Source organism: Streptomyces sp. NPDC030820 (assembly GCF_055572075.1).
This window is the reverse complement of sequence record NZ_JBVIEB010000001.1, coordinates 89,113-110,510: the sequence shown is the minus strand read 5'-3', so window position 1 is coordinate 110,510 and position 21,398 is coordinate 89,113. Positions and strand designations below refer to the sequence as shown.

Genomic DNA, 21,398 nt, shown 5'->3' with positions numbered 1-21,398 from the left:
GTTCAGTGATACGACCGTGTCGGCGGTCTATCTGTACAGGATGCCCATCCCTGGAGGTGCCGTGGCGATCGATCATCTGGACGGGCGGATCATCGTGCTCCTCGCCCGCGAGCCGCGCATCGGCGTGCTGGAGATGTCCCGGCGGCTCGGGGTCGCCCGGGGCACGGTCCAGGCGCGCCTGGACCGGCTTCAGTCGAACGGGGTCATCAGGGGGTTCGGTCCGCAGGTGGATCCGGCGGCCCTCGGCTACCCGGTGACGGCCTTCGCCACACTGCAGATCCGGCAGGGCCAAGGTCCCGATGTCAGGGCCCACTTGGCGACCGTGCCGGAGGTGCTGGAGCTGCTGACCACCACGGGCAGCGGCGACATGCTGTGCCGTCTGGTGGCCCGCTCCAACGCCGATCTCCAGCGGGTGATCGACCGGGTCGTCGGTTTCGAGGGCATCGTCCGGGCCTCCACGGCGATCGTCATGGAGAACCCGGTTCCGCTGCGGATCATCCCGCTGGTTGAGCAGGCGGCTGCGGACAGTGACGCATCATGATGGGCCATCCCTGGACTTCGATGCATGAGGACCACAGTCGACCTCCCCGAGGACCGGTTCGCGCGGGATGTGGCGGCGGCCAAGAGCACCATCAGGCTGCCCACCTACGGTGGCGGCGGCGTGCGCCCCGGCGTCAATCTCGATGACAACGCCTCCGTGCGCGACCTCATGGACGGACTCGAGTGATCCTCTGCGGCGTGAACGTCCTGGTGTACGCCTTCCGCAAGGACCTTGACCAGCACGAGGCGCAGGCCCTGCGCGAAGCACCGACCACCATTCCCGTGGTCGAGGGCCCTCGGCACTGGGAGATCTTCGACCGGTTGTGCCGGCAGACGGGAGTCCGGGGCGGACTTGCCTCCGATGCGTACCTCGCCGCCCTTGCCATCGAGTCCGGCGCCACCTTCTACTCCGCGGACCGCGACTTCGCCCGCTTCCCCGGCCTGCGCCGGCAGCATCCCCTGGAAGCCGACTGAGGCTCAGCAGCTCGGCACGGATCCCTTGCCGTTCTCCAGCGCCTGAAGGGAGTTCACGGCGCCCTTGAGCGTGGTGACCGGGACCAGGCGCAGGCCCTTCGGGAGTTCCGCCCTGGCGTCGGCGCACTCGGCCTTCGGGACCAGGAAGACCGTGGCGCCGTCGCGCCGGGCGGCCTGGGTCTTGAGGGCCACTCCGCCGACCGCGCCGACCTTGCCGGAGGCGTCGATCGTGCCCGTACCGGCGATGGTGCGGCCGCCCGTGAGGTCGCCGCCGCTGCCGTCGCCGTGCAGCTTGTCGATGATCCCCAGCGTGAACAGCAGACCCGCGCTCGGCCCGCCCACGTCGGCGAGCCTCAGCGTGACCTTGACCTTGTCGGCGCTCAGCCCCAGGTACTTCAGCGCCGCCTGGGTCGCCGCGTCCTGGGACTGCCGCATCTGCGCCTCGTTGTGCTTCTCGATCTCCTTGACGGTGTTGCCGCTCGGGTAGACCGCGTCGCGCGGCATGACGGCCCGGTCGGTGCGGAACCAGTTGCCGGCCACGTCCCCGAGGGTCACCGTGGCGTCCGGGCCGGTCGCCTCGATCGTCACCATCCGCAGCTGCCCGCTGGTCTTGCGGACCTGCGCGCCGGAGACGGTGATCACCTGTGCGCCCTTGTTCTCGCCGAGCACGTTCGCCGTCATCCCGGGCTGCGCCAGCGAGAACGGCAGCGGCGCGAACGCCGCCGTGGCCAGCAGGGCCACGACAGGCAGAGCGCAGACGGCTACGGCCTGGGGACGCGTGAGACGTGAGAGCACGGGATCAATCTAACGTGACCAGCAGCTGTGCCTTATGCCCCGTACAGGTCCCGTCGCTCCCGGGTGAAACGGCGCAGGGCCTCCGGAAGGGGCTCGATGCCGATCCCGGGGCCGGTCGGGACCGGCAGATGGCCGTCCTGGAGCACGAAGGGCTCCGTGATGTCCTCGGCGAAGTAGCGGGAGGAGGCGGAGGTGTCCCCGGGCAGGGTGAAGCCGGGGAGGGCGGCCAGGGCGAGGTTGGGGGCGCGGCCGATGCCCGTCTCCAGCATGCCGCCGCACCACACCGGGACGCCGTGCGCGTGCGCCACGTCGTGGACCCGGCGGGCCTCCAGGTAGCCGCCGACCCGGGCGGGCTTGACGTTCACCACCCGGCAGGCGTCCATCGCGATCGCGGCGGCGGTGTCGGAGGCGTGGTGCAGGGACTCGTCCAGGCAGACGGGGGTGCGCAGGCGCTTCTGCAGCTGGGCGTGGGCGTGCAGGTTGTTCTCCTCCAGCGGCTCCTCGATCAGCAGCAGCCCGAAGTCGTCCAGGCGCCGCAGGTGCTCGGCGTCCGCGAGGGTGTAGGCGGTGTTGGCGTCGACCTGGAGGGGCAGGGCGTCGCCGAAGCGGTCGCGGACCGCCCGTACCGGCTCCACGTCCCAGCCCGGCTCGATCTTGAGCTTGATGCGGACGTACCCCTCGGCGAGATAGCGCTCGACGTCGTCCAGCAGCTCCGGCACCGAGTTCTTGATGCCGACCGACACCCCGGCGGGCACCCGGTCCCGTACCGCGCCCAGACAGGTCGCGAGCGACATGCCGTACGACCGCAGCTCGGCGTCCAGCAGCGCCGTCTCCAGGGCCGCCTTCGCCAGCTCGTGCCCCTTGATCTTCGCCACGGCCGGGGCGAGGGCGGCGGTCGTGACCTCCCCCAGCGCCGCCACGCGCGGGATCAGGAAGTCGCGCAGCACGATCTCGGCGCCGGCGACGAACTCCGAGCAGTACAGCGGCTCGGGGTCGGCGGCGAACTCCGACCAGCCCTCGGCGGAGTCCGTGACGACGTGCAGCAGGAAGGTGTCCTTCGTCGTCATCGTTCCGAAGGACGTACGGAACGGGGTGACCAGCGGGATCGCCACGTGCACGATCTCGACGCGTTCGAGCTTCACGCCGTGACCCCCTCGCTGGTGAGGGTGTACCAGCCGTCGCGGGACATCCCGGTCGCCCTGAACCCGTCCTCGAAGGCCGTCAGCAGCACCTCGCGCACCGCGTGCCGCCAGCGCAGCGCCAGCGCCGGGTCGGCGGCGCGCAGCTTGACGACGTCCTCCGGCACCCGGCACCAGAGGTGGCGCTCGTCGCGGCGGGCGAGGGGGCCGCCGTCGGGGGCGGTGGCGGTGACGGGTCCGCGGGGTACGAGGTCGTACGACGTCGCGGGCGTGCCCGGGTCCGTGCCGAGGTCCCACGTCACCGTCAGCCGGTCGCTCTCATCGCCGTCGTTCACGCCGTCGGTCATCGGGCCGTAGAAGTCGACCAGGTACTCCGTGCCGGTGGCGCCCAGCTTGACCAGGTTGAAGCGGGCGTTGCGGCCGACCAGCGGGTCGAAGGTCCAGCGCATGGTGCGGGCGCCCAGGCCGAGGGCCCAGTCGCGCTGGGCCAGCTTCACGGCGTGCCCGAGCCCCCGGTCGGCGGCGGCGACCAGCGAGTACGTGCCGCGGTCGGCGCCGAGGACGGCGACGGACGCACCGGCGAGCCGCTGCCCGTCGTACGCGGCGTGCACCGCGCCGCCCGCGTGCACCAGGCTGTGCAGGACCTCGGCCGGGTAGGGCGGGGCGGTACGGGGCGTCTGCCAGACGTCGCTGAAGTAGTCGGCCACCGCCGCGAGGGAGGCGACGTCGTGGACGGTACGGATGGTGACTCCTGCTGTCATGGCACGAGTCTCGGAGGAGTCGGCTCCGCGTGTGTTGTGCGAGCAGCCAACGCACACGTACGTTCGTTTCACCATCCGCCAACAGTCCGCTGGAGACCCTCATGGACACCTGCACGCTCGGTGACCTCCTGGATGTCGTCGGCGGGCCCGCTCTGCGCCTGCACACGGCCCCCGCCGGGCAGGCCGTACCGGTGACCGAGGTGGTCCTCCACGACGGCCGCAGCCCACTCCCCCGGCAGCCCGGCGCGCTGCTGCTCGCGGTGGGCGTGCCGGCGGCGGAGTCCGGGCCGCTGCTGCGGGCGGCGGCCGAGGCCGGGCTGGCCGGGGTGGTGGTGCGCGGCGCGGACGGCCCGGTCGCGCAGGCGGAGGAGCACGGCGTGGCCCTGCTGTCGGTCGCCGAGGACGCCGCCTGGCACCACGTCCATCTGCTGCTGGCTTCGGCCATCGCCGCCCAGCCCGCCGCCGTGCCCTCCGACACCGGGCTCGGCGACCTGTTCGCGCTGGCCGACGCGATCGCGACGGCGACCGGCGGGGCCACCGCCATCGAGGACCCACGGCAGCGGATCCTCGCCTACTCCACCGTTCCCGGTCAGCCGATGGACGAGGACCGCCGGCAGGGCATCCTCGGCCGGCAGGTGCCGGCCAGCGCGCAGAACACCGAGCAGTACCGCCGGCTGTTCGCGGCCGACCGCCCGATCCGGCTGCCCGCGCTGACCGACGGGGAGCTGCCCCGCCTGGCGATGCCGGTACGGGCCGGCGGGGAGACGCTCGGCTCGGTGTGGGTGATCGACGGCGGCTCGCTCGCCCCGGACGCCGAGGACACCCTCGCCCAGGGCACCTCCACCGCCGCCCTGCTCCTGCTGCGGGCGCGCGCCGCCCGCGAACTGGCCCGGCACCGGGGCAGCGAGCTGCTGCGCCGGCTGCTGGACGGCACGGCGCCGGACCCGGCCACGGCCGCCGAGCGCCTGGGCCTCGCCGGTCCCGCCCGGGTGGCGGCCTTCGTACTGGACTCCGCCGCGAGCGTCCCGGACGCCGAGCGCACGGCGCTGCGCCTGCTGGACGTCGTACGGCTGCAGTGCGAGGCGCGCTACGGGCGGCACGCGGGCGTGCTGGTGGACGGGGTGGTGTACGCGGTGCTGCCCGGTCCGGGAGCCCGCGAGCAGGGGCGCGCCGGTGTCGAGCGGGCGGGCGCGCGGAGGCCCGAAGGGGTGAGCACGGCCGGCCGCTCGGCACCGGCTGGAGCGCCCCTGCGGCGAACAAATGAACACAGCCACAAGCGGCTGGCCGAGGACATCGTGGCGCGGGCCGGGCAGGCGCTGCGGGTGCCGGTGCGGGCGGCGCTCGGCGAGGTCGTGCCGGACGCGGCGGGGCTCGCGGACTCACGGGCGGACGCGGATCTGGTGCTGCGGGTGCTGGACGCCGACCTGCCGGTGGCGGTCGTGGACGAGGTACGGCCCCGGGTGACGCTGCTGCGGCTGGCCGAAGTGATGGGCGAACGACGGGAGTTGAGCGCGGGCGCGTGGCGCCGGGTGCTGGCGTACGACGCCGTGCACGGCACGGAGTACGCCCAAACGCTGGTCTGCTGGTTCGACGCGGGCTGCGACATGGCGGGCGCGGCGAAGCTCCTCGCCGTGCACCCGAACACCTGCCGCTACCGCCTCCGGCAGCTCCAGCAGCACGCCGGGGTCGACCTGGACGACCCCGACGAACGGCTGGTGCTCTGGCTTCAGTTGCGGGTGCTGGCGGGGCTCAGAGGAGCCACTGCCTGAGCCGGTCCTCGCACCGCCGAAGGTGCTCCACGGGGACGTACTCCCCCGCCGTGTGGGCGAGGGAGGGGTCCCCGGGGCCGTAGTTGAGCGCGGGCACGCCCAGCGCGGCGAACCGGGCGACGTCCGTCCAGCCGAGCTTGGGCCGCGGCTCGGCACCGAGTGCGGCGACGAGCCCGCCGACCCGGTCCAGGTGCGGCAGGGCACCGCCGACGACCTCGGTGACGCGCACCTCGTACTCGGGGAAGAGCGAGCGCACGTACGCCTCGGCCTCCTCGGGTGAACGGCTCGGCGCGAAACGGCAGTTGACGGTGACGACACACTCGTCCGGCACCACGTTCCCGGCGACCCCGGCCCGTACGGCGACGGCGCTGAGCCCCTCCCGGTACTCCAGCCCGTCGACGAGGAGCCGTTCGGGCCGGTGCTCGTCGAGCCGCGTCAGGACCCGGCCGGCCCGGTGGGCGGCGTTGACGCCCTGCCAGGCACGGGCGGTGTGGGCGCGGGCGCCCTTGACCACGATGTCGGCGGTGAGGATGCCCTGGCAGCCGGCCTCCACGCCCGCGTCGGAGGGTTCCATGAGGATGGCGAGCCCGGCGTCGGCGAGCAGCTCGGGCCGCTCGGCTCCGATACGGGCGAGCCCGTTCCGGTCCCCTTCCACCTCCTCGCACTCGTAGAAGACGTACGTCAGGTCTCGCACGGGCGTCGGAACGGTGGCGGCGAGCCGGAGCGCCACCGCCACGCCGCCTTTCATGTCGCAGGCGCCGAGCCCGTGCACGCGGTCGTCGGCGAGCCGGGAGGGGAGGTTCCCGGCGGCCGGAACGGTGTCCAGGTGCCCGGCGATCAGGGCCCGTTCACCGCGCCCGAGGTGGGTGCGGGCGACGACGGAGTTGCCGATCCGGTCGACGGTGAGGTGGGACAGGGCGCGCAGGGCTTCCTCGACGGCGTCCGCGATCTCCGCCTCCCGCCCGCTCTCGGAGGGCAGGTCGACGAGGGCACGGGTGAGGGTGACGACGTCGGCGGTGAGGTCGAGGGGGGCGGGGGTGGTCATGCGAGGTCCTCCCGGGGACCCTGGGGGCCGTTGAGCTTGGAGTACCGGATGCCGTAGAGGCCGTAGATGACGAGCCCGGCCGCCATCCATGCCCCGAAGGCGATCCAGGTGTCGGTGCCCAGGCTGCCCAGCATGTAGACGCAGAAGACGACGCCGAGCAGGGGCGTGACGGGCGAGAACGGCACCCGGAAGGAGCGCGGGATGCCGGGGCTGCGCCGGCGCAGCAGTACGACCGCCAGGTTGACCAGCATGAACGCGAAGAGGGTGCCGATGCTGGTGGCGTCGGCGAGGCTGCCGAGCGGGACCAGGGCGGCGAGTACCGCGATGAATCCGGACACGATCACGGTGTTGGCGCGGGGTACGCCGGTGCGCGGGTGGACCTTGGCGAACAGGGGCGGCACGAGCCCGTCCCGGGCCATGGCGAAGAGGATGCGGATCTGGCCGTACTGCACGGTGAGCACCACGCTGGTGGTGGCGACGACCGCGCCGATGGACAGCAGGATCGGCCACAGGTTCCCGCCGCCGACGGACCGCACGAGCACCTCGCTGAGCGTGGCCTCGGTCCCCGCGAACTGCTTCCACGGCATGGCACCGAGCGCGGCGACGGCGACGAGCACGTACAGGGCGGTGACGAGGAGGAGGGACAGGATGATGGCGCGCGGCAGGTCCTTCTGCGGGTTGCGTGCCTCCTCACCTGCGGTGGAGGCGGCGTCGAACCCGATGTAGGAGAAGAAGAGCGAGGCGGCTCCGGCGCTCATGCCGGCGGCACCGAGCGGGAAGAGGGGGTGGAAGTTCCCGGCCCGGAAGGCGGTGAAGGCCACGGCGCAGAACAGCACGAGGGCCGCGATCTTGATGCCGACCATGATGGTGTTGGCGACGGCGCTCTCCTTGGCCCCGCGGAGCAGGACGACCATGGCGAGTACGACGATGAGGGCGGCGGGGATGTTGAGGGTGCCCCCGGCCCCGGGCGGCGCGCTGAGCGAGTCGGGCAGCGTGACGCCGAAGGTGAGCTGGAGCAACTCGTTGACGTACTGTCCCCAGCCCACGGCGACGGCGGCGACCGACACCCCGTACTCCAGGATCAGGCACCAGCCGCAGACCCAGGCGACCAGCTCGCCGAGGGTGGCGTAGGCGTAGCTGTACGAGGACCCGGAGCCGGGGATCATGCCGGCCAGCTCGGCGTACGACAGCGCCGAGAACAGGGCGGTGACGCCGGCGAGGACGAAGGAGACGACGATGGCAGGTCCCGCCTCCGGCACGGCCTGTCCGAGCACCACGAAGATGCCGGTGCCGAGGGTGGCGCCCACGCTGAGCAGCGTCAGCTGGGCCACGCCCATGGTCCGCCTGAGGGGGCTGCCGGCGGCTTCCCCGACGAGGCGTTGCACCGGCTGGCGCCGGGTGAGCCGACGTGTGCTGTTTGCTTCTTGTGCTGCGGCCTCCGGCCGCGTGCCCACTGTGTCCACCGCGCTGTTCCCTCCGCCTCGGGTGTATGGCCCTTGATGATGCGGAGGGGGAGAGGTGGCGGGGTGTGCGGATCGGCCAAAGGTACGGGTGGCTGTTTGGCCGGGTGAGCAAACGGTGCCGGCGGTCGTGTGCCGGGTGCGGGTGCGTGGCGGGTTGCCCACACAGTTCCCCCGCCCCCCTTCGGGGCGCTCCTCAGCTGGTCAGCGCAGGGCCTCGGCGACCTCCCGGGCCGCCTCCACCACCCTCGGCCCGACCCGTTCCGGCACGGAGTCCGCCAGCATCACGACGCCCACGCTGCCCTCGACACCGGTGACCCCCACCAGCGGTGCCGCGGCCCCACTCGCCCCGGCCTCCAGTTCCCCGTGCGTGAGGGTGTACCCGGGATCCGCGGACGGCGACAGCCGCGCGGAGAGGATCGCCTTGCCGGCCGCCCCGCGGTCCAGCGGATGCCGGAACCCGGCGCGATACGCCACGTGATAGTCGGTCCACGTCGGCTCGACCACGGCGACGGCCAGCGCCTCCGTCCCGTCCACCAGCGTCAGATGCGCCGTCGCCCCGATGTCCTCGGCGAGCGACCGCAGCGCCGGCAACGCGGCCTCCCGCACCAGCGGATGGACCTGCCGGCCGAGCCGCAGCACCCCGAGCCCGACCCGGGCTCGCCCGCCCAAGTCACGCCGGACGAGCGCGTGCTGCTCCAGCGTGGCGAGCAACCGGTACACCACGGTACGGTTCACGCCCAGTTTTGTGGACAACTCCGTGACGGTCAGCCCGTGGTCGGTGTCGGCCAGCAGCTTGAGGACACGCAGTCCCCGATCGAGCGTCTGAGAGGTCTCCGCGGTCACGACGCCCACTCCTTCGGCGGTGAGGTCGGCGGACCCCTGAGCGGCGGATGCGTCGCCGAGTCCCGTCGGCGACGCGCTTCAGAGGCCGCCGATCGGCAGGACGCCCGGCGGCTCCGGGCCATGTCGCTTCACGGCTGCGCTCCGCGGCGGCGCTGCCACGGGGCGTGTGCGTAGCGGGACAGTAGCGAAGCAGGTTCGCTGAGCGGAAGTCTCCGTCCAGAATCCGGGCAAGGCCAGTTCCAGCCTGCCTGAATTCGTCCGGATACGCACAGGCCCCAGGAACTGACACGCGGGTGAACGGTCACCTCATCCGGGTCGCCCACTCCTGCACCTTGGCGATCCGCTGCCGCAGCTGCCCCGCCGTGGCCTCCGCGCTGGGCGGCCCGCCGCAGACCCGGCGCAGCTCGGTGTGGATCACCCCGTGCGGCTTGCCGCTCTGGTGGACGTACGCGCTGACCATCGTGTTGAGCTGCTTGCGCAGCTCCATCATCTCCTTGTGGCTGACCACCGGCCGCCGCTCGGCGGGCAGCTCCAGCAGATCGGCCTCGCTGTCCGGCTTCTTGCGGCTGTGCGCGATCTGCCGGGCCTGCCGCTTCTGCAGCAGCAGCTGCACCTGCTCGGGCTCCAGCAGGCCCGGAATGCCGAGGTAGTCCTGCTCCTCCTCGCTCCCCGGGTGCGCCTGCATACCGAACTCGGCGCCGTCGTACAGCACCCGGTCGAAGACGGCGTCGGACTCCAGCGCCTCGAAGGGCAGCATGTCCTGCTCGCCGGTGTCCTCGTCCTGCTGCTTGTTCGCCTCCTCCATCTCCTTCTCGGATTCGGCGTACGGGTCCTCCTCGCCCTCCTTCTTCGGCTTGTCGAGGGCGTGGTCCCGTTCCTTCTCCATCTCGTTTGCGAAGGTCAGCAGGTCGGGCACGGTCGGGAGGAACACGGACGCGGTCTCGCCGCGGCGCCGGGACCGTACGAAACGCCCGACGGCCTGAGCGAAGAAGAGGGGGGTGGAGATCGTCGTCGCGTACACGCCGACCGCGAGCCGGGGCACGTCCACGCCCTCGGACACCATGCGCACCGCGACCATCCACCGGTCGTTGCTGTCGCTGAACTCGTCGATCTTCTTCGAGGCGCCCGCGTCGTCCGACAGCACGAGCGTGGCCTTGGTACCGGTGATCTCCCGGATCAGCTTGGCGTAGGCGCGCGCGGAGTCCTGGTCGGAGGCGATGACGAGGGCACCGGCGTCCGGGATGGCCTTCCTGACCTCGGTCAGCCGCTGGTCGGCGGCGCGCAGCACGCTGGGCATCCAGTCACCGCGCGGATCGAGCGCCGTACGCCAGGCCTGGCTGACCGCGTCCTTGGTCATCGGCTCGCCGAGCCGGGCGGCCACCTCGTCGCCGGCCTTCGTGCGCCAGCGCATGTTGCCGCTGTAGGAGAGGAAGATGACGGGCCGCACGACCCCGTCCGACAGGGCGGACCCGTAGCCGTACGTGTAGTCGGCGGCGGAGCGCCGGATGCCCGCGTTGTCCTCCTCGTACGTCACGAAGGGGATGGGGTTGGTGTCGGAGCGGAAGGGTGTACCGGTCAGGGCGAGCCGGCGCGTGGCGGGCTCGAACGCCTCCAGGCAGGCCTCGCCCCAGGACTTGGAGTCACCGGCGTGGTGGATCTCGTCGAGGATGACGAGGGTCTTGCGCTGCTCGACCCGGTTGCGGTGCAGCATGGGCCGCACACCGACACCGGCGTACGTGACGGCGACGCCGTCGTACTCCCGGCCGAGGGGCCCCGCGCTGTACTCGGGATCGAGCTTGATCCCTATCCTCGCGGCCGCCTCGGCCCACTGCTTCTTCAGGTGCTCGGTCGGCGCGACCACGGTCACCTGCTGCACGACGTGGTGGTGCAGCAGCCAGGAGGCCAGCGTCAGCGCGAAGGTGGTCTTGCCGGCGCCGGGCGTGGCGACGGCGAGGAAGTCACGCGGCTGCTCCTGGATGTACTTCTCCATCGCCCCCTGCTGCCAGGCACGCAGCTTGCTGGCGGTACCCCAGGGCGCGCGGCCCGGGAAGGCGGGCGACAGATGGTGGGAGTGAGCGGAGGAAGCGGCGGTGGTAGTCACGGTCTCCGTTTATTGGGGCTGGGCGCTCGGCTACGTATGACAACCGGGCCACCCTACCGGCGCCCCGGTGGTGTCAACGCGCGAACGAGGCCGGGTCCCCCGTGGGTGGGAGCCACGTCACAGCCGCCGCAGCCGCCCCGCGATCACCCCGACATCACCGAGGTCACCGGAGGCCACATCGATGACCAGGTCGTACGCGGTGTCCTGGTCGGCGTCCGCGAGATCCACACCGTTGACGGCGAGGAAGGTGGCGGTGGCCAGCCACGCGGTGCGCTTGTTGCCGTCGACCAGGGGGTGGTTGGCGGCGAGGGCGTGCAGCAGGGCGGCGGCCTGCTCGTACAGGTCCTCGTAGGCGGCCGTACCGAACATCCGGGACCGCGGCCGGTGCACGGCGGAGTCCAGCAGTCCCGGCTCGCGTGCCTCGGGCGGCCGGCCGCCGAAGGCGATCTCGGCGACGGCGGTGACCTCGGCGACGGTGAGATGGCGGCTCATTCGCCCAGCCTCCGCAGCAGTTCGGCGTGGCTGCGGGCGAGGCGCTCGGCATGGGCGCGGACGATCGCCTGCTCCTCGTGCAGATACCGGTGCACGGCCGCCAGGACGACCTCGTCGATCCGGCGGCCGGAGGCGTCGGCGAGGTCGTCCAGCGCCCGCCGGGTGGCGAGGTCGAGGGAGAGGATCAGCTCGGACATGCGGGAAGGCTAGGGTGCGACAGGCCGCCCGGCGACCGGATTTCCCAGGTCATCGCGCCCTCAGTCGGGTTGTCACCCAGGCCCCCGCCAACGCCACCCCCGCCATCGGCAGGAACACGGCGGCGAAGGCGGCGGGGTGGGTGCCGTCGGTGGCCGTGGCCGTGCCGGCCGCCGCGCTGCCGCCGCCCAGGGTGGCGAAGGCGGCGCCGGTCGCGGCGAGGAGGACGACGTTGGAGAAGGCGTCGGAGATCTGAAGTGCGGCGGAGTTGGCGCCGGCCTCCTCCGGGGCGGACAGCTTCAGCAGGAGCACGCTGGTGGAGGAGATCACCAGGCCCATGCCGAAACAGCCGAAGGCCCAGGCGACGGCGACGGTCCAGACGGGCACCGAGTGCAGGAGCACGCTGGGCGCGGCCGTGATCGCGGCGGCGACCAGCACCATGCCGACGGTCATCAGCCGCTCCCGGTACGGCCGCACGCGCGGCCGGGACTGCACCCAGGAGCCCAGCGCCCAGGTGCCGCCGCCCGCCGCCAGCGAGAACCCGGCGAGCATCGGCGACAGCCCGCGCTGGCTGACCAGCATCAGCGGCACGAAGGACTCGGCGGCGATGAAGGAACCGGCGGACAGCCCGCGCAGCAGCACGACGGAGGGCAGGCCGCGGGCCGCCCGGTAGGTGCCGCGCGGGAGGAGACCGAGGACGGCGGGAACGAGCAGGGCGGTGCCGGCCAGCCCCGGGAGCAGGGACAGGGGGCGCAGGTCCTGCGCGGCGTACTGCAACAGGCCCGCGCCTAGGGAGATGCCGAGGGCGAGCCGGATCCGCCGCCGGTCGAAAGCGAGGGCGCCGGTCTCCTCGTCCACCGGGCCCGCCGCCCTCCGCCGTATCTGCGGCAGGGCGAGGGCGAGCGGGAAGACGACGAGGACCGGGATGCCGAGGAAGACCCAGCGCCAGCCGAGGTGCTCGGTGACGGCACCGGAGGCGAGCGGGCCGACGACGGACGGTACGACCCAGGAGGCCGCGAACGCCGCAATGATCGCGGGGCGCAGCCGCTCGGGGTAGGCGCGGCCGACGACGACGTACAGCGCGACGATGACCAGTCCGCCGCCGAGTCCCTGCACGGCCCGGCCGAGGATGAACACCCACATGACCTGCGCGGTCCCGGCGACGACGAGTCCGGCGGCGAAGGCCCCGATCCCCGTGGTCAGCGCCCCGAGCGGCCCTCGCCGGTCGGACCACTGGCCGGCCAGCACCATGCCGAACAGGCTGGTCGTGAAGTACCCGGAGAAGGCGAACGCGTACAGGGCCACGCCGTCCAGCTCCCGCGCGGCGACCGGCATGGCGGTGCCGACGGCGGTCGCCTCGAAGGCGATCAGCAGCACGACGGACACGATCCCGACACTGAGCGCCCGGTAGGCCCGGCTCAGCACACCGTCGCCCTGCTCGACGGGGCTCACGACATCGGCATCACGCGACTCAAGGGCACTCATGGCCGCCAGAGTAAGGCGCACAGCACGGTTTGACCCCTGTCGGAAGTCCCGCTCACGCTGCGACCTTGGTCGTACACCCCGGGCCGTTCATGAACGCCGTGTGGCAGTCGTATTGCAGCACCGCCATTCACCTTGAGCCCGCGGAGCACCGCGCCATAACGTCATTCCACGAACACGGCCGTGTGCCCGAGTGGTTCAGGGCTCGCCTGCGCTGCGCCCATCAGCGAGCTCCGCTCGCGGGGAGTCACGTGGGTCCGACTCCCGCCACGGCCGAGAACAACAACTCAACACGGCCGTGTGCCCGAGTGGTTCAGGGGCTCGCCTGCAAAGCGAGTTACGTGGGTTCGAATCCCGCCACGGCCTCTGCATATCTGACCAGGTAAAGCAAATGGGTGGTACCCCTGGAGGGTGCCGCCCATTCGGTCATCCATCTCAGCGTGCGTCTCAATTTGCCCGCGACTGCTCTTGGCCACCAGGATTCGCTTGGGCTGGCGCACCCGGTCCGACAACGATCGACTGGATCAACGTGGTCATCACCGCAGCACGCTGCTCCTGACTCAGCCCCGCGTCCGCGATCAGTCGCTCAGCAGCCAAATACCGGGAAAACTCCAGTGGCTGGTCGAAGTAGGCGCGCAAGTGAGAGGCGGCAACCTCCTGCGATTTCACGAACGTGCGACTCACATATCCGGCGAGCGCCGCTGACACCGCCCCCAAGCCACCAGCCACGACACTCCCCGCCGTCGTACTCGCATTCAACGCAATACCAACGAAGAGGACTAGTAGCGCAAAGCCGACGACCATGGCCGCCTGCGCATTGCGAAATGATTTGCGCGCCTGACCAGTCGCGATGTCGTGGTACAGCTCCAAACGAGAATGAGTAAGGGCCCATAGGCGCGGCCAAGTCAAGCGGGACGGGGCCGGAATCCCCTCCAGCTCGATCGCCAACTCAGCGGCGTCACTTGGATCCTCGAGCCTAAGATCACCTGAATCGCCCGCAGGGGCTGCGCTGCCCAACTGCTCTTGCGAGACCAGCAGCGCCGCTTCCAGATCATGCTCTGCGGCGCGTACGCGTTCGCGGCTTTCCTGAATGGTCTGTTTGTCGACCTGCCCGAACCAGGAGGTGATTACACCCGCTGCGACACCCGCCATCACTACCAGGCCTCCGTAGTGCAGCCACCACCACACCTCCTTCAAGGTGTGCGTGTAGCCATGGCGATTGACGTAGCCGGCGGTGTAGTCGGCAAGTTGCCGCGAAAGGAACAACGCCAGCAGTTGCACAACTACGAGGGCGGCGACACCTACCCCGACAAGCCAAGGCAGAAGGCGACTCTTGCCGCCGGAGGTAGCGCTGGTCGACATGGTCGATCAGCATGGCAACTACTCGTCGGCATGGCCAGCGGTTTCGCGCAAGTGACCCAGAGCTGGTCATGAAGGTGTCCGACCCCGCTCAGGAAGCGCTGTGCCTCAGAGCACCCCGCCCGCCTCGTCCTGGAACAGTTCCGTCCAGTAGTGCCAGTCGGTGCCGGGGGCCGTGCCCGTGGGGTCGACGGCCGACAGGGTGTGGATCATGGCCGCGGCCAGTTGGTCGTACGCTTCCGTCGTCAGTTCGTTGGCGAGGTGTTCGTCGATGGTGCGCTCGTGGTGGAGGAGCCAGAGCGTGAAGGCGAGGGTGGAGACGTCGGTGTTGAGGGGGTAGAGCGTGGCCTCCGGCTCGCTGAAGGTCAGCACCGCGCCCGTTCTGCCGTCGACCACCAGGCTGTTGTCCTCGACGAGGTGGCCCAGGCGGATCAAGTGGTCGGCGTGGGCCGGGAGTTCGTCCAGGGGGTAGTCGCCGGCGTGCTCCTCCGTGAAGTACTCCCGGAGCGTCGGCAGCGGGACGTCCGTGTCGGCGTGGAAGAGGACCGCCTCCTCCGGAAGCCCGGTCTCGCGCAGGAAGCGCCGGGTCGGCTCGTGCGTGAGGGTCGAAGGGAAGTCGACCTCTTCGAAGCGGGTCACCCTGCCGTGTCCGAACTCCTGGTCCAGGACGCGGGCGGGGACGTCCAGGGTGAGGCCGGAGGCGGTGCCGGGACCGGCGACGAGGGCGAGCGGACGGATCAGCGCCGCCGCCTTCCAGTACGGCGGGACCTCGCCGCCTGCGCCCTCCTCGAAGAGGGAGAGCAGACGGCGGGTCGCCTCGGCGGCCGTCCTGGGGCCGTACTGACCCGCCAGGGACGCGAAACGGCCGCGCAGGCCCGCCAGTTCCTCGGTGACCGCGGCGAAGCGCAGCAGCGTGGCCAGGGAGGGAGCGAAGGGGCGGGGCTCGGACGGGTCGACCAGGTACGCCGTCGTCAGCTCGCCGGTGCCGCCGTCGAGCAGGATCGACTCGCGCTCCATGCCCGCCGGGTTGAGGAGTTCGCCTATCACCAGCCGGTCCCTCAGCTCGTCCGCCACCCGGAACGGGCCGTCCGCGGCGTCGGCGAGCGTGCGCAGGCCGTGCGTGCGCAGCGGGGAGAAGGTCAGCAGGTCGGTGTCCGCGGGCAGTCCGGTACCGCTGAGCAGGCCGCGCGTCGGCCCGTGTGTGACATAGCGGTCCAGCTCTGCCTCGGTCAGCGTGATCGCCGGAACCCCGGCGTCGGTCGTGCTCATCGCTCCCCCGCGATCTTCCCCGTCGGTGCCCACGCGCGTCGGTCCGCACGTGAGTCCGTGAGTGCGAGTGCCCCCACTGCTCGGAACACTACGCCGCACCACTGACAACGGCCCTCACCGGGAAGGACGTCGGGGCACCGGGATGCGTTGCGCCTGGGCGGGGAGCGTCACCGCCGTGGCCTGAGCCTCCGGGCGCTCACTGTCCCGTGACCACCGCAGCCTGTGGCCGGATGGGGAGCCGGTTGACCGGGCGGCCGGTGGCCGCGCGGACCGCGGAGGCGATCGCGGCCGGTGCCGTCACGACCGGGACCGCGCTGACGGACTTGGCCCCGAAGGGGGCGACCACGTCCCGTTCCTCGACCAGTTTGACGATCCGGATGTCCGGGGCGTCCAGCGCGGTCGGAAGGGCGTATCCGGTCAGGTCGGGGTGGCGGATCAGGCCACGGGGCGTACGAAGGTTCTCCGTCAGCGCGATGCCGACGCCCTGGGTCACGCCCGCCTCGATCCGGGCCGTGAGCTGGGCGGGGTTGAGGATCCGGCCCACGTCCTGGGCGACCGACAGCTCCACCACCCGCACCGAGCCCAGCTCGATGTCGACGTCCACCACCGCGCGGATCGCGCAGAAGGCCAGGCCCACGAAGGCGTCGCCCTGGCCGGAGGCGTTCAGCGGCTCGGTCGGGTGCGGTCGGCACTGGGCCGTCGCCCACAGCTCCTTGCCGTCCATCGCCTCGGTGACGGTGGTCGACAGCACGCCGTCGTACGACGTGATCTTGCCGTCGGTGATCTGGAGCAGCTCCGTCGACATGCCGAACTTGTGCGCGAGCGGCTGCAGGAGCTGGGTGCGGACCATCTTCGCCGCGCGCTCCACCGCGCCGCCCGACACCCAGGTGTGGCGGCCACGGCAGCCCGCGCCGGCCGGCGGCTGGTCGGTGTCGACCGGCGCCACGTGGACTTCCTCGATGCCGAGGGTCTCCTGGACGATCTGCCGGGCGAGGGTGGTGAAGCCCTGGCCGGTCTCGACGGCCGCGCAGAGCACGGTGGCGACCCCGTCGTGGACCTTGACCGTCGCCGTGGACACCTCGTCGGCGCCCTCCGCGCCGAGCATGTGCACCATGCCCAGGCCGTAGCCGACGCCCCGGCGCACCGCGCCCGGTTCGCCCGCGCCCTCGGGACCGCCGGGCAGCAGCCACTCCTCCTCGGGCGTGTCCTTGGGCAGGGCCGGGAGCGGGAAGTCCCGGACGGCCTGCAGGAGTTCGGCCACCGGCGCCGGGCAGGTCACCGTCTGGCCGATCGGGAGGACGTCACCGGTCGCGAGGACGTTGCGCAGGCGCACCTCGGCCGGATCCAGGCCGAGTTTCTTGGCCAGCTTGTCCATCTGGGCCTCGTAGGCGGCGCACACCTGCATCGCGCCCTCGCCGCGCACATGGCCGGAGGGCGGGTTGTTGGTGCGCACGGCCCAGCCCTCGATGAAGGCGTTCGGGACGACGTACGGGCCGCACGCGAAGGAGACGGCGGCCGCCAGGGCGTCGGAGGAGGTGTCGGCGTACGCGCCCGCGTCCAGCAGGATCTGCGCCTCCACCTTCACCAACCTGCCCTCGGCGTCGGCGTGGTGGCGGTACCTGAGCAGCGTCGGATGACGGTGGGCGTGGCCGAGGAAGGACTCCTCGCGGGTCGCCGTGAGCTTCACCGGGCAGCCGGTCTTCAGGGCGAGCAGGCCGAGCGGGAGCTGGAAGCCCTGGTCCTCGCGGTCGGCGGTGGCGCCCGGCACCCCGGTGACGACGATCTTCACCCGATCCGGGGACAGGCCGTAGCAGGCCGCGGCGGTGTTGCGGTCGGAGTGCGGGTCGGTGGAGGCCAGGTACAGCTCCACCCCGCCGTCGGGGCGCGGCACGGCGAGGCCGGCCTCGGCGCCGATGGGGGCCGGGTCCTGGCGCCCTATGCGGTACAGGCCCTCGACGACGACCTCGCCGACCGCCTCCGGGTCGCCGTGCCGGAGCGGGATGTGCCGGATCAGGTTGCCGTCGGGGTGCAGCGGCTCGGCCTCGAAGGCCTGCTCGGGGTCGGTGACCGGGTCGAGTACTTCGTACTCGACGATGACGGCCGCCGCGGCCATCCGCGCGGTGTCCGGGTGGTCGGCGGCGACGGCCGCGATGGGCTCGCCGTGGTGCCGCACGACCTCGGAGGCGAACACCGGCCGGTCGGGGGTGCCCCGGCCGTGGCGGGGGGTGCCGGGCACGTCCTCGTGCGTGACGACGGCCCGTACGCCGGGCATCTCGCGCGCGTGGCTGGTGTCGATGGACACGATGCGCGCGTGCGCGTGCGGGGAGCGCAGGACGGCCGCCCACAGCAGCCCCTCGGCCCACAGGTCGGCCGCGTACGGGAAGGTGCCCTCGGTCTTGGCGCGGGCGTCGGCGTGCGGCAGGGAGGCGCCGATGCCGTGCGGCAACGCCTCGGCCTCGGGGGCGGGTTCCGCGGCGGTCGTCGCCGTGGCGGCTTCGTTGCTCACGCCTGGCCTCCGTCCTGGCCGTAGTGCGGGTCGTGCGGGCCGTGCGGTCCCGGGGTGCCGTGCGGCGGTGTGCCGTACGGGTCGGGTGTGCCGTACGGCGGCGTGTCGGCGTAGCCGCCGGGGGCGGCCTGCGGGGTGTCGAACGCGCCGGGCGCCTCGAACGCCGAGGGGTTGACGCCGCCGGAGCCGGGGCCCGCCTGGTGGGGAATACGGGCCTCGTTCGCGTCCGTCCCGGCGTCGGCGGCGTGCGCGGCCTCGCGTTCGGCGACGACCTCCTTGACGGCCTCCAGAACGCCCCGGTAGCCGGAGCAGCGGCACAGGTTGCCGCACAGCGCCTGCCGGGTCTCCAGCTCGGTCGGCGCGGGGTTGCCCTCCAGCAGGTCGTGCACGGTCATCGCCATGCCGGGCACGCAGAAACCGCACTGCACGGCCCCGCACCGGGCGAGCGCACGCTGCACGTCGGAGGGCTGTCCGTCGGCGGCCAGGCCCTCGACCGTACGCACCTCGCTGCCGGCCGCGGTGACCGCCGGGACCAGGCAGGAGGCGACCATACGGCCGTCGACCTGGACGTTGCAGGCCCCGCACTCGCCCTGCGAGCAGCCGTCCTTGGCGCCCGCGAGCCCGAGCCGCTCGCGCAGGACGTACAGCAGCGACTCGCCGATCCAGGCGTCGGTGACGGGCCGGTCGACGCCGTTGACGCGCAGGACGTAGGAGGCGAGCGGGTGGTCGTCGTGCGGCGGGAGGGGGGCGGTGTGCTCAGCGTGTTCCTCGGCGGCGGCTTCCTGCGGCCGGGGCGCGCGGTCCCCGGCGGCGCCCTCGTCGTCCGCGCCGGATCCGGCTGCCCCGGCGGCCTCGGGCGCGTCGGCGGCATGCTCCGGTACGGCTGCGGAGGCCGGGGTCCACGATGCCGCGTGCTCTGCCGTCGCCGCGTCAGCCCCGGCGCGGCTTGTGGGCGTTGTGGGGGCTGTGGCCGCCTGTGGCACGTCGGCGCGGGCTGGGGGGCCCTCGTGGACTGCTGGGCCGTCAGCGGGGCGCCCAGAGGCTTCCGCGGGGCCGTGGCCGTCGCTGTCCGGCCCGGCTCCCGCCGCCGGCCCGCCCTGCTGCTCCGGGAACCGGCTCGGCACGCCGGGCCGCGCCGGTTCCGTGGTCTCGCCGAACTCCCCGTACTCGTCGAACTCGGCAGGCTCGGCGGACTCACCGAACCCGCCGGGGTGACCGGCCTCGACGCGGCGGCTCCCGACGCGCCCCTCAGCGGCCCCGGCCCGCCGACCGTCCTCGTGACCGACGGGCGCTTGCCCGGCGTCCCCGCGGCCGGCTCCTCCCGCCTGGTTCCCCTCGTGACCAGCCGGCCCCTGCCCGTACCGCTCGTCCGGTGCGGGTGCGTACCCCGGCGCCGCCTGGCCGGCCGGACCATCCGCCGGATGGGCGTCGGTGTGGTCGGGCAAGCCGGTGTGACCGGTCTCGGCGGACCGGTCCCAGGAGCGGCCCGCCTCCCCCGTCGCCCAGGGCGCGGGCGCGCCGCCGGGCAGGGTGGCCGGCGGAGTGCCGCCCCACTGCTCGACCAGGGACGACGTGGTGAACTCGCCCGACTCATCCGGAAGATCACCGTCGGCGACCGGAATCGACCACTGCCCGGTGACGTCGTGCCCGGACGCGGCCGGTGCCGCGGGCTCCTCGAAGGTCCAGTGCTGGGTCGCGCCGGGGCTGTAGGTGAACCGGTCGTCGGCGGCCTGCGTCTGGGGCGTGGCGTTCGGGTCGGGCCACTCGGCGCCGCCCGCGGGCGCGGCCCAGGTGCCGGCCTGGGCGGGGTCGCCGGTGCCGGGGGCGACCGCTATCGGCGGCGGCACATAGCCGTGACCCGGCGCGGCCAGCGGGCTGTCGCCGGACAGCAGGGCGTCGATGCCGCCCTCGGGGAGCTTCACGAAGGCGGTGGCGCCGTCGTCGTAGTCGCCCTGGGGCAGCGGGTCCCAGCGTCCGCCGCCCTGGGGCGTGCCCTGTCCGTGCTGGTCGTCGGTCACGACAGCGCCCTCCCCAGTGCTCGTCGGGCCAGTGCGGCGACGGTCCGCCGCAGATGCAGTACGGCGGGCGGAAGCGGGGCCACGGAACCGTCGGGCTCCGGTGCCGGGTCCGGGATGCAGGCCGCGGCGACGTACTCGCCGAAGGCGTTCAGGGCCTCCGGGACGAGCGCGCGGTCGTTGTCCCAGTCGATCAGCTGGGCGACCCACTGCTCGGCCTCCAGGGGCCTAAGCGGCATGGGCGCTATGGCACCGACGGCGCACCGCACTCCGCGCCGGGCGGGGTCGAGGACCAGGGCCACGGAGGCCAGTGCGCGGCCCGGGCCGGTGCGTCCGGTCGCCTTCAGGAAGACCTGCGGGGCGTGCAGCAGCGGCACGCGCACGTAGCCGATGAGTTCACCGCCGCGCAGCATCTCCATGCCGGCCAGCAGGTGCGACACCGGGACCTCGCGGCGGGCTCCGCCCGGGCCCGCGATGATCAGCGTCGCCTCCAGGGCGGCCAGCACCGGCAGCGCGTCCCCGGTGGGGGCGGCCGAGGCGATGTTGCCGCCCAGGGTGCCCGCGTTGCGGATGTGCGGCGGACCCGCGGCGCGCGCGGCGGCGGCGAGCGCCGGGATCAGGGCCGCGAAGTCGGGGCGGCCCATGCGCGCGTGCGTGAGGCCCGCGCCGAGCAGCGCGTGGCCGTCCTGGTACTGCCAGCCGCGGATCTCGCTGATCCGCCCGAGACCCACCAGGGCGGCGGGCCTGAGCTGGCCGGAGTTGACGGCGGCCATCAGGTCGGTGCCGCCCGCGACGGGCACGGCGGTGGGCATGGCCGCGAGGGCCGCCACGGCCTCGTCCAGGGTCGTGGGCAGCGTGACGGCCTGCTCCGCCTGCGGTGCGTGCGTGGTCAAAACCGGCTGCCCCTTCCCGCTGCCCCACCTGGTCCCACCTGTGTGGCCGTACGGTACGTGCTCACAGGGCGGACGTGGCAACTCTGGCACATCTTCGCAAGGGCCGAGGACGGGGGTCCGCTAGGAGGCAGTAGGGGGCATTCGCCCACCTCATCGCGGAGATGTTCCGTTTTTGTACGGCATCGCCGGTGCGCGTCGAATGACACTCTTCGGTGACGCTTGGCGCGGTTTTCCAACACTTGTTCGGAACGGCTGCA

19 protein-coding genes and 2 tRNA genes are annotated in these 21,398 nt (G+C 72.6%); 6 read left to right on the top strand and 15 right to left on the bottom strand.

Annotated features, from left to right (window positions below; genetic code table 11):
- Positions 1 to 61 precede the first annotated feature (61 nt).
- From ACZ418_RS00450 to ACZ418_RS00440, 3 genes are read left to right on the top strand one after another with little or no spacing between them, the layout of a single operon-like run.
- On the top strand, positions 62 to 541 hold the full coding sequence (locus ACZ418_RS00450; RefSeq protein WP_468354642.1) for an Lrp/AsnC family transcriptional regulator: 480 nt from the start codon (positions 62 to 64) through the stop codon (positions 539 to 541).
- Positions 542 to 565: 24 nt separating this feature from the next.
- Positions 566 to 727, top strand: coding sequence for a hypothetical protein (locus ACZ418_RS00445; protein ID WP_468354639.1), 162 nt, complete (start codon positions 566 to 568; stop codon positions 725 to 727).
- An 11-nt stretch (positions 728 to 738) separates the two neighbouring features.
- On the top strand, positions 739 to 1,014 hold the full coding sequence (locus tag ACZ418_RS00440) for a PIN domain-containing protein (RefSeq protein WP_468354636.1): 276 nt from the start codon (positions 739 to 741) through the stop codon (positions 1,012 to 1,014).
- 3 nt (positions 1,015 to 1,017) lie between these two features.
- Here ACZ418_RS00440 and ACZ418_RS00435 read toward each other — a convergent pair whose 3' ends face one another.
- The 3 genes from ACZ418_RS00435 to ACZ418_RS00425 are packed head-to-tail and all read right to left on the bottom strand — an operon-like array spanning position 1,018 to position 3,709.
- Positions 1,018 to 1,809, bottom strand: a complete 792-nt coding sequence (locus ACZ418_RS00435) for a S16 family serine protease (protein ID WP_468354633.1) — start codon at positions 1,807 to 1,809, stop codon at positions 1,018 to 1,020.
- A 32-nt stretch (positions 1,810 to 1,841) separates the two neighbouring features.
- Complete coding sequence (gene menC / locus ACZ418_RS00430) at positions 1,842 to 2,951, bottom strand: o-succinylbenzoate synthase (RefSeq protein ID WP_468354630.1); 1,110 nt, start codon at positions 2,949 to 2,951, stop codon at positions 1,842 to 1,844.
- Positions 2,948 to 3,709: a chorismate synthase gene (locus tag ACZ418_RS00425; protein ID WP_468354627.1), complete on the bottom strand. Its 762-nt coding sequence runs from the start codon at positions 3,707 to 3,709 to the stop codon at positions 2,948 to 2,950. The genes menC and ACZ418_RS00425 overlap by 4 nt, the downstream gene beginning before the upstream one ends.
- A 101-nt stretch (positions 3,710 to 3,810) precedes the next feature.
- On the opposite strand from ACZ418_RS00425, the gene ACZ418_RS00420 reads away from it, so the two are divergent.
- Entirely contained in the window at positions 3,811 to 5,478 is a 1,668-nt protein-coding gene (locus ACZ418_RS00420; protein WP_468354624.1) for a PucR family transcriptional regulator, read from the top strand.
- Here the strand turns inward: ACZ418_RS00420 and dapE are convergent.
- From dapE to ACZ418_RS00385, 7 genes are all read right to left on the bottom strand, one after another.
- Positions 5,459 to 6,523 carry a succinyl-diaminopimelate desuccinylase gene (dapE, locus tag ACZ418_RS00415; RefSeq protein ID WP_468354621.1) on the bottom strand — a complete coding sequence of 355 codons (1,065 nt, stop codon included), beginning with the start codon at positions 6,521 to 6,523 and terminating at the stop codon, positions 5,459 to 5,461. The genes ACZ418_RS00420 and dapE overlap by 20 nt on opposite strands.
- On the bottom strand, positions 6,520 to 7,986 hold the full coding sequence (locus ACZ418_RS00410) for an amino acid permease (RefSeq protein WP_468354618.1): 1,467 nt from the start codon (positions 7,984 to 7,986) through the stop codon (positions 6,520 to 6,522). Before ACZ418_RS00410 ends, dapE begins: the two co-directional genes overlap by 4 nt.
- A 201-nt stretch (positions 7,987 to 8,187) precedes the next feature.
- Complete coding sequence (locus ACZ418_RS00405) at positions 8,188 to 8,829, bottom strand: IclR family transcriptional regulator (protein ID WP_468354615.1); 642 nt, start codon at positions 8,827 to 8,829, stop codon at positions 8,188 to 8,190.
- Between the two features lie 301 nt (positions 8,830 to 9,130).
- Positions 9,131 to 10,930, bottom strand: coding sequence for a DEAD/DEAH box helicase (locus ACZ418_RS00400; protein WP_451551584.1), 1,800 nt, complete (start codon positions 10,928 to 10,930; stop codon positions 9,131 to 9,133).
- 117 nt (positions 10,931 to 11,047) lie between these two features.
- On the bottom strand, positions 11,048 to 11,422 hold the full coding sequence (locus ACZ418_RS00395; protein ID WP_468354608.1) for a type II toxin-antitoxin system death-on-curing family toxin: 375 nt from the start codon (positions 11,420 to 11,422) through the stop codon (positions 11,048 to 11,050).
- Positions 11,419 to 11,619 (bottom strand): hypothetical protein, encoded by a 201-nt coding sequence (locus ACZ418_RS00390; protein WP_468354605.1) that lies wholly within the window; start codon positions 11,617 to 11,619, stop codon positions 11,419 to 11,421. The genes ACZ418_RS00395 and ACZ418_RS00390 overlap by 4 nt, the downstream gene beginning before the upstream one ends.
- Before the next feature lie 49 nt (positions 11,620 to 11,668).
- Positions 11,669 to 13,102 carry an MFS transporter gene (locus tag ACZ418_RS00385; protein ID WP_468354602.1) on the bottom strand — a complete coding sequence of 478 codons (1,434 nt, stop codon included), beginning with the start codon at positions 13,100 to 13,102 and terminating at the stop codon, positions 11,669 to 11,671.
- Between the two features lie 176 nt (positions 13,103 to 13,278).
- On the opposite strand from ACZ418_RS00385, the gene ACZ418_RS00380 reads away from it, so the two are divergent.
- Positions 13,279 to 13,375, top strand: a tRNA-OTHER gene (locus tag ACZ418_RS00380).
- 18 nt (positions 13,376 to 13,393) lie between these two features.
- Positions 13,394 to 13,465, top strand: a tRNA-Cys gene (locus ACZ418_RS00375).
- An 81-nt stretch (positions 13,466 to 13,546) separates the two neighbouring features.
- On the opposite strand, the gene ACZ418_RS00370 is transcribed toward ACZ418_RS00375, so the two are convergent.
- From ACZ418_RS00370 to ACZ418_RS00350, 5 genes are all read right to left on the bottom strand, one after another.
- A complete protein-coding gene (locus ACZ418_RS00370; RefSeq protein ID WP_468354599.1) occupies positions 13,547 to 14,461 on the bottom strand; it encodes a TRADD-N-associated membrane domain-containing protein in 915 nt (304 codons plus the stop codon).
- 105 nt (positions 14,462 to 14,566) lie between these two features.
- On the bottom strand, positions 14,567 to 15,727 hold the full coding sequence (locus tag ACZ418_RS00365) for an SUKH-4 family immunity protein (RefSeq protein ID WP_468354596.1): 1,161 nt from the start codon (positions 15,725 to 15,727) through the stop codon (positions 14,567 to 14,569).
- Between the two features lie 196 nt (positions 15,728 to 15,923).
- The gene (locus ACZ418_RS00360; protein WP_468354593.1) at positions 15,924 to 18,233 is read right to left on the bottom strand and encodes a xanthine dehydrogenase family protein molybdopterin-binding subunit; all 2,310 of its coding nucleotides are present in this window, start codon (positions 18,231 to 18,233) and stop codon (positions 15,924 to 15,926) included.
- A complete protein-coding gene (locus ACZ418_RS00355; RefSeq protein ID WP_468354590.1) occupies positions 18,230 to 20,251 on the bottom strand; it encodes a (2Fe-2S)-binding protein in 2,022 nt (673 codons plus the stop codon). The genes ACZ418_RS00360 and ACZ418_RS00355 overlap by 4 nt, the downstream gene beginning before the upstream one ends.
- Positions 20,248 to 21,141 carry an FAD binding domain-containing protein gene (locus ACZ418_RS00350; protein WP_468354587.1) on the bottom strand — a complete coding sequence of 298 codons (894 nt, stop codon included), beginning with the start codon at positions 21,139 to 21,141 and terminating at the stop codon, positions 20,248 to 20,250. Before ACZ418_RS00350 ends, ACZ418_RS00355 begins: the two co-directional genes overlap by 4 nt.
- Positions 21,142 to 21,398: the final 257 nt, after the last annotated feature.

What these genes read in the sequence shown, in the direction of transcription:
- dapE (WP_468354621.1), bottom strand. Translation starts at nt 6,523, where the DNA reads ATGACCACCCCCGCCCCCCTCGACCTCACCGCCGACGTCGTCACCCTC.
- ACZ418_RS00370 (WP_468354599.1), bottom strand. Translation starts at nt 14,461, where the DNA reads ATGTCGACCAGCGCTACCTCCGGCGGCAAGAGTCGCCTTCTGCCTTGG.
- ACZ418_RS00385 (WP_468354602.1), bottom strand. Translation starts at nt 13,102, where the DNA reads ATGAGTGCCCTTGAGTCGCGTGATGCCGATGTCGTGAGCCCCGTCGAG.
- ACZ418_RS00425 (WP_468354627.1), bottom strand. Translation starts at nt 3,709, where the DNA reads ATGACAGCAGGAGTCACCATCCGTACCGTCCACGACGTCGCCTCCCTC.
- ACZ418_RS00395 (WP_468354608.1), bottom strand. Translation starts at nt 11,422, where the DNA reads ATGAGCCGCCATCTCACCGTCGCCGAGGTCACCGCCGTCGCCGAGATC.
- ACZ418_RS00445 (WP_468354639.1), top strand. Translation starts at nt 566, where the DNA reads ATGAGGACCACAGTCGACCTCCCCGAGGACCGGTTCGCGCGGGATGTG.
- ACZ418_RS00390 (WP_468354605.1), bottom strand. Translation starts at nt 11,619, where the DNA reads ATGTCCGAGCTGATCCTCTCCCTCGACCTCGCCACCCGGCGGGCGCTG.
- ACZ418_RS00365 (WP_468354596.1), bottom strand. Translation starts at nt 15,727, where the DNA reads ATGAGCACGACCGACGCCGGGGTTCCGGCGATCACGCTGACCGAGGCA.
- ACZ418_RS00420 (WP_468354624.1), top strand. Translation starts at nt 3,811, where the DNA reads ATGGACACCTGCACGCTCGGTGACCTCCTGGATGTCGTCGGCGGGCCC.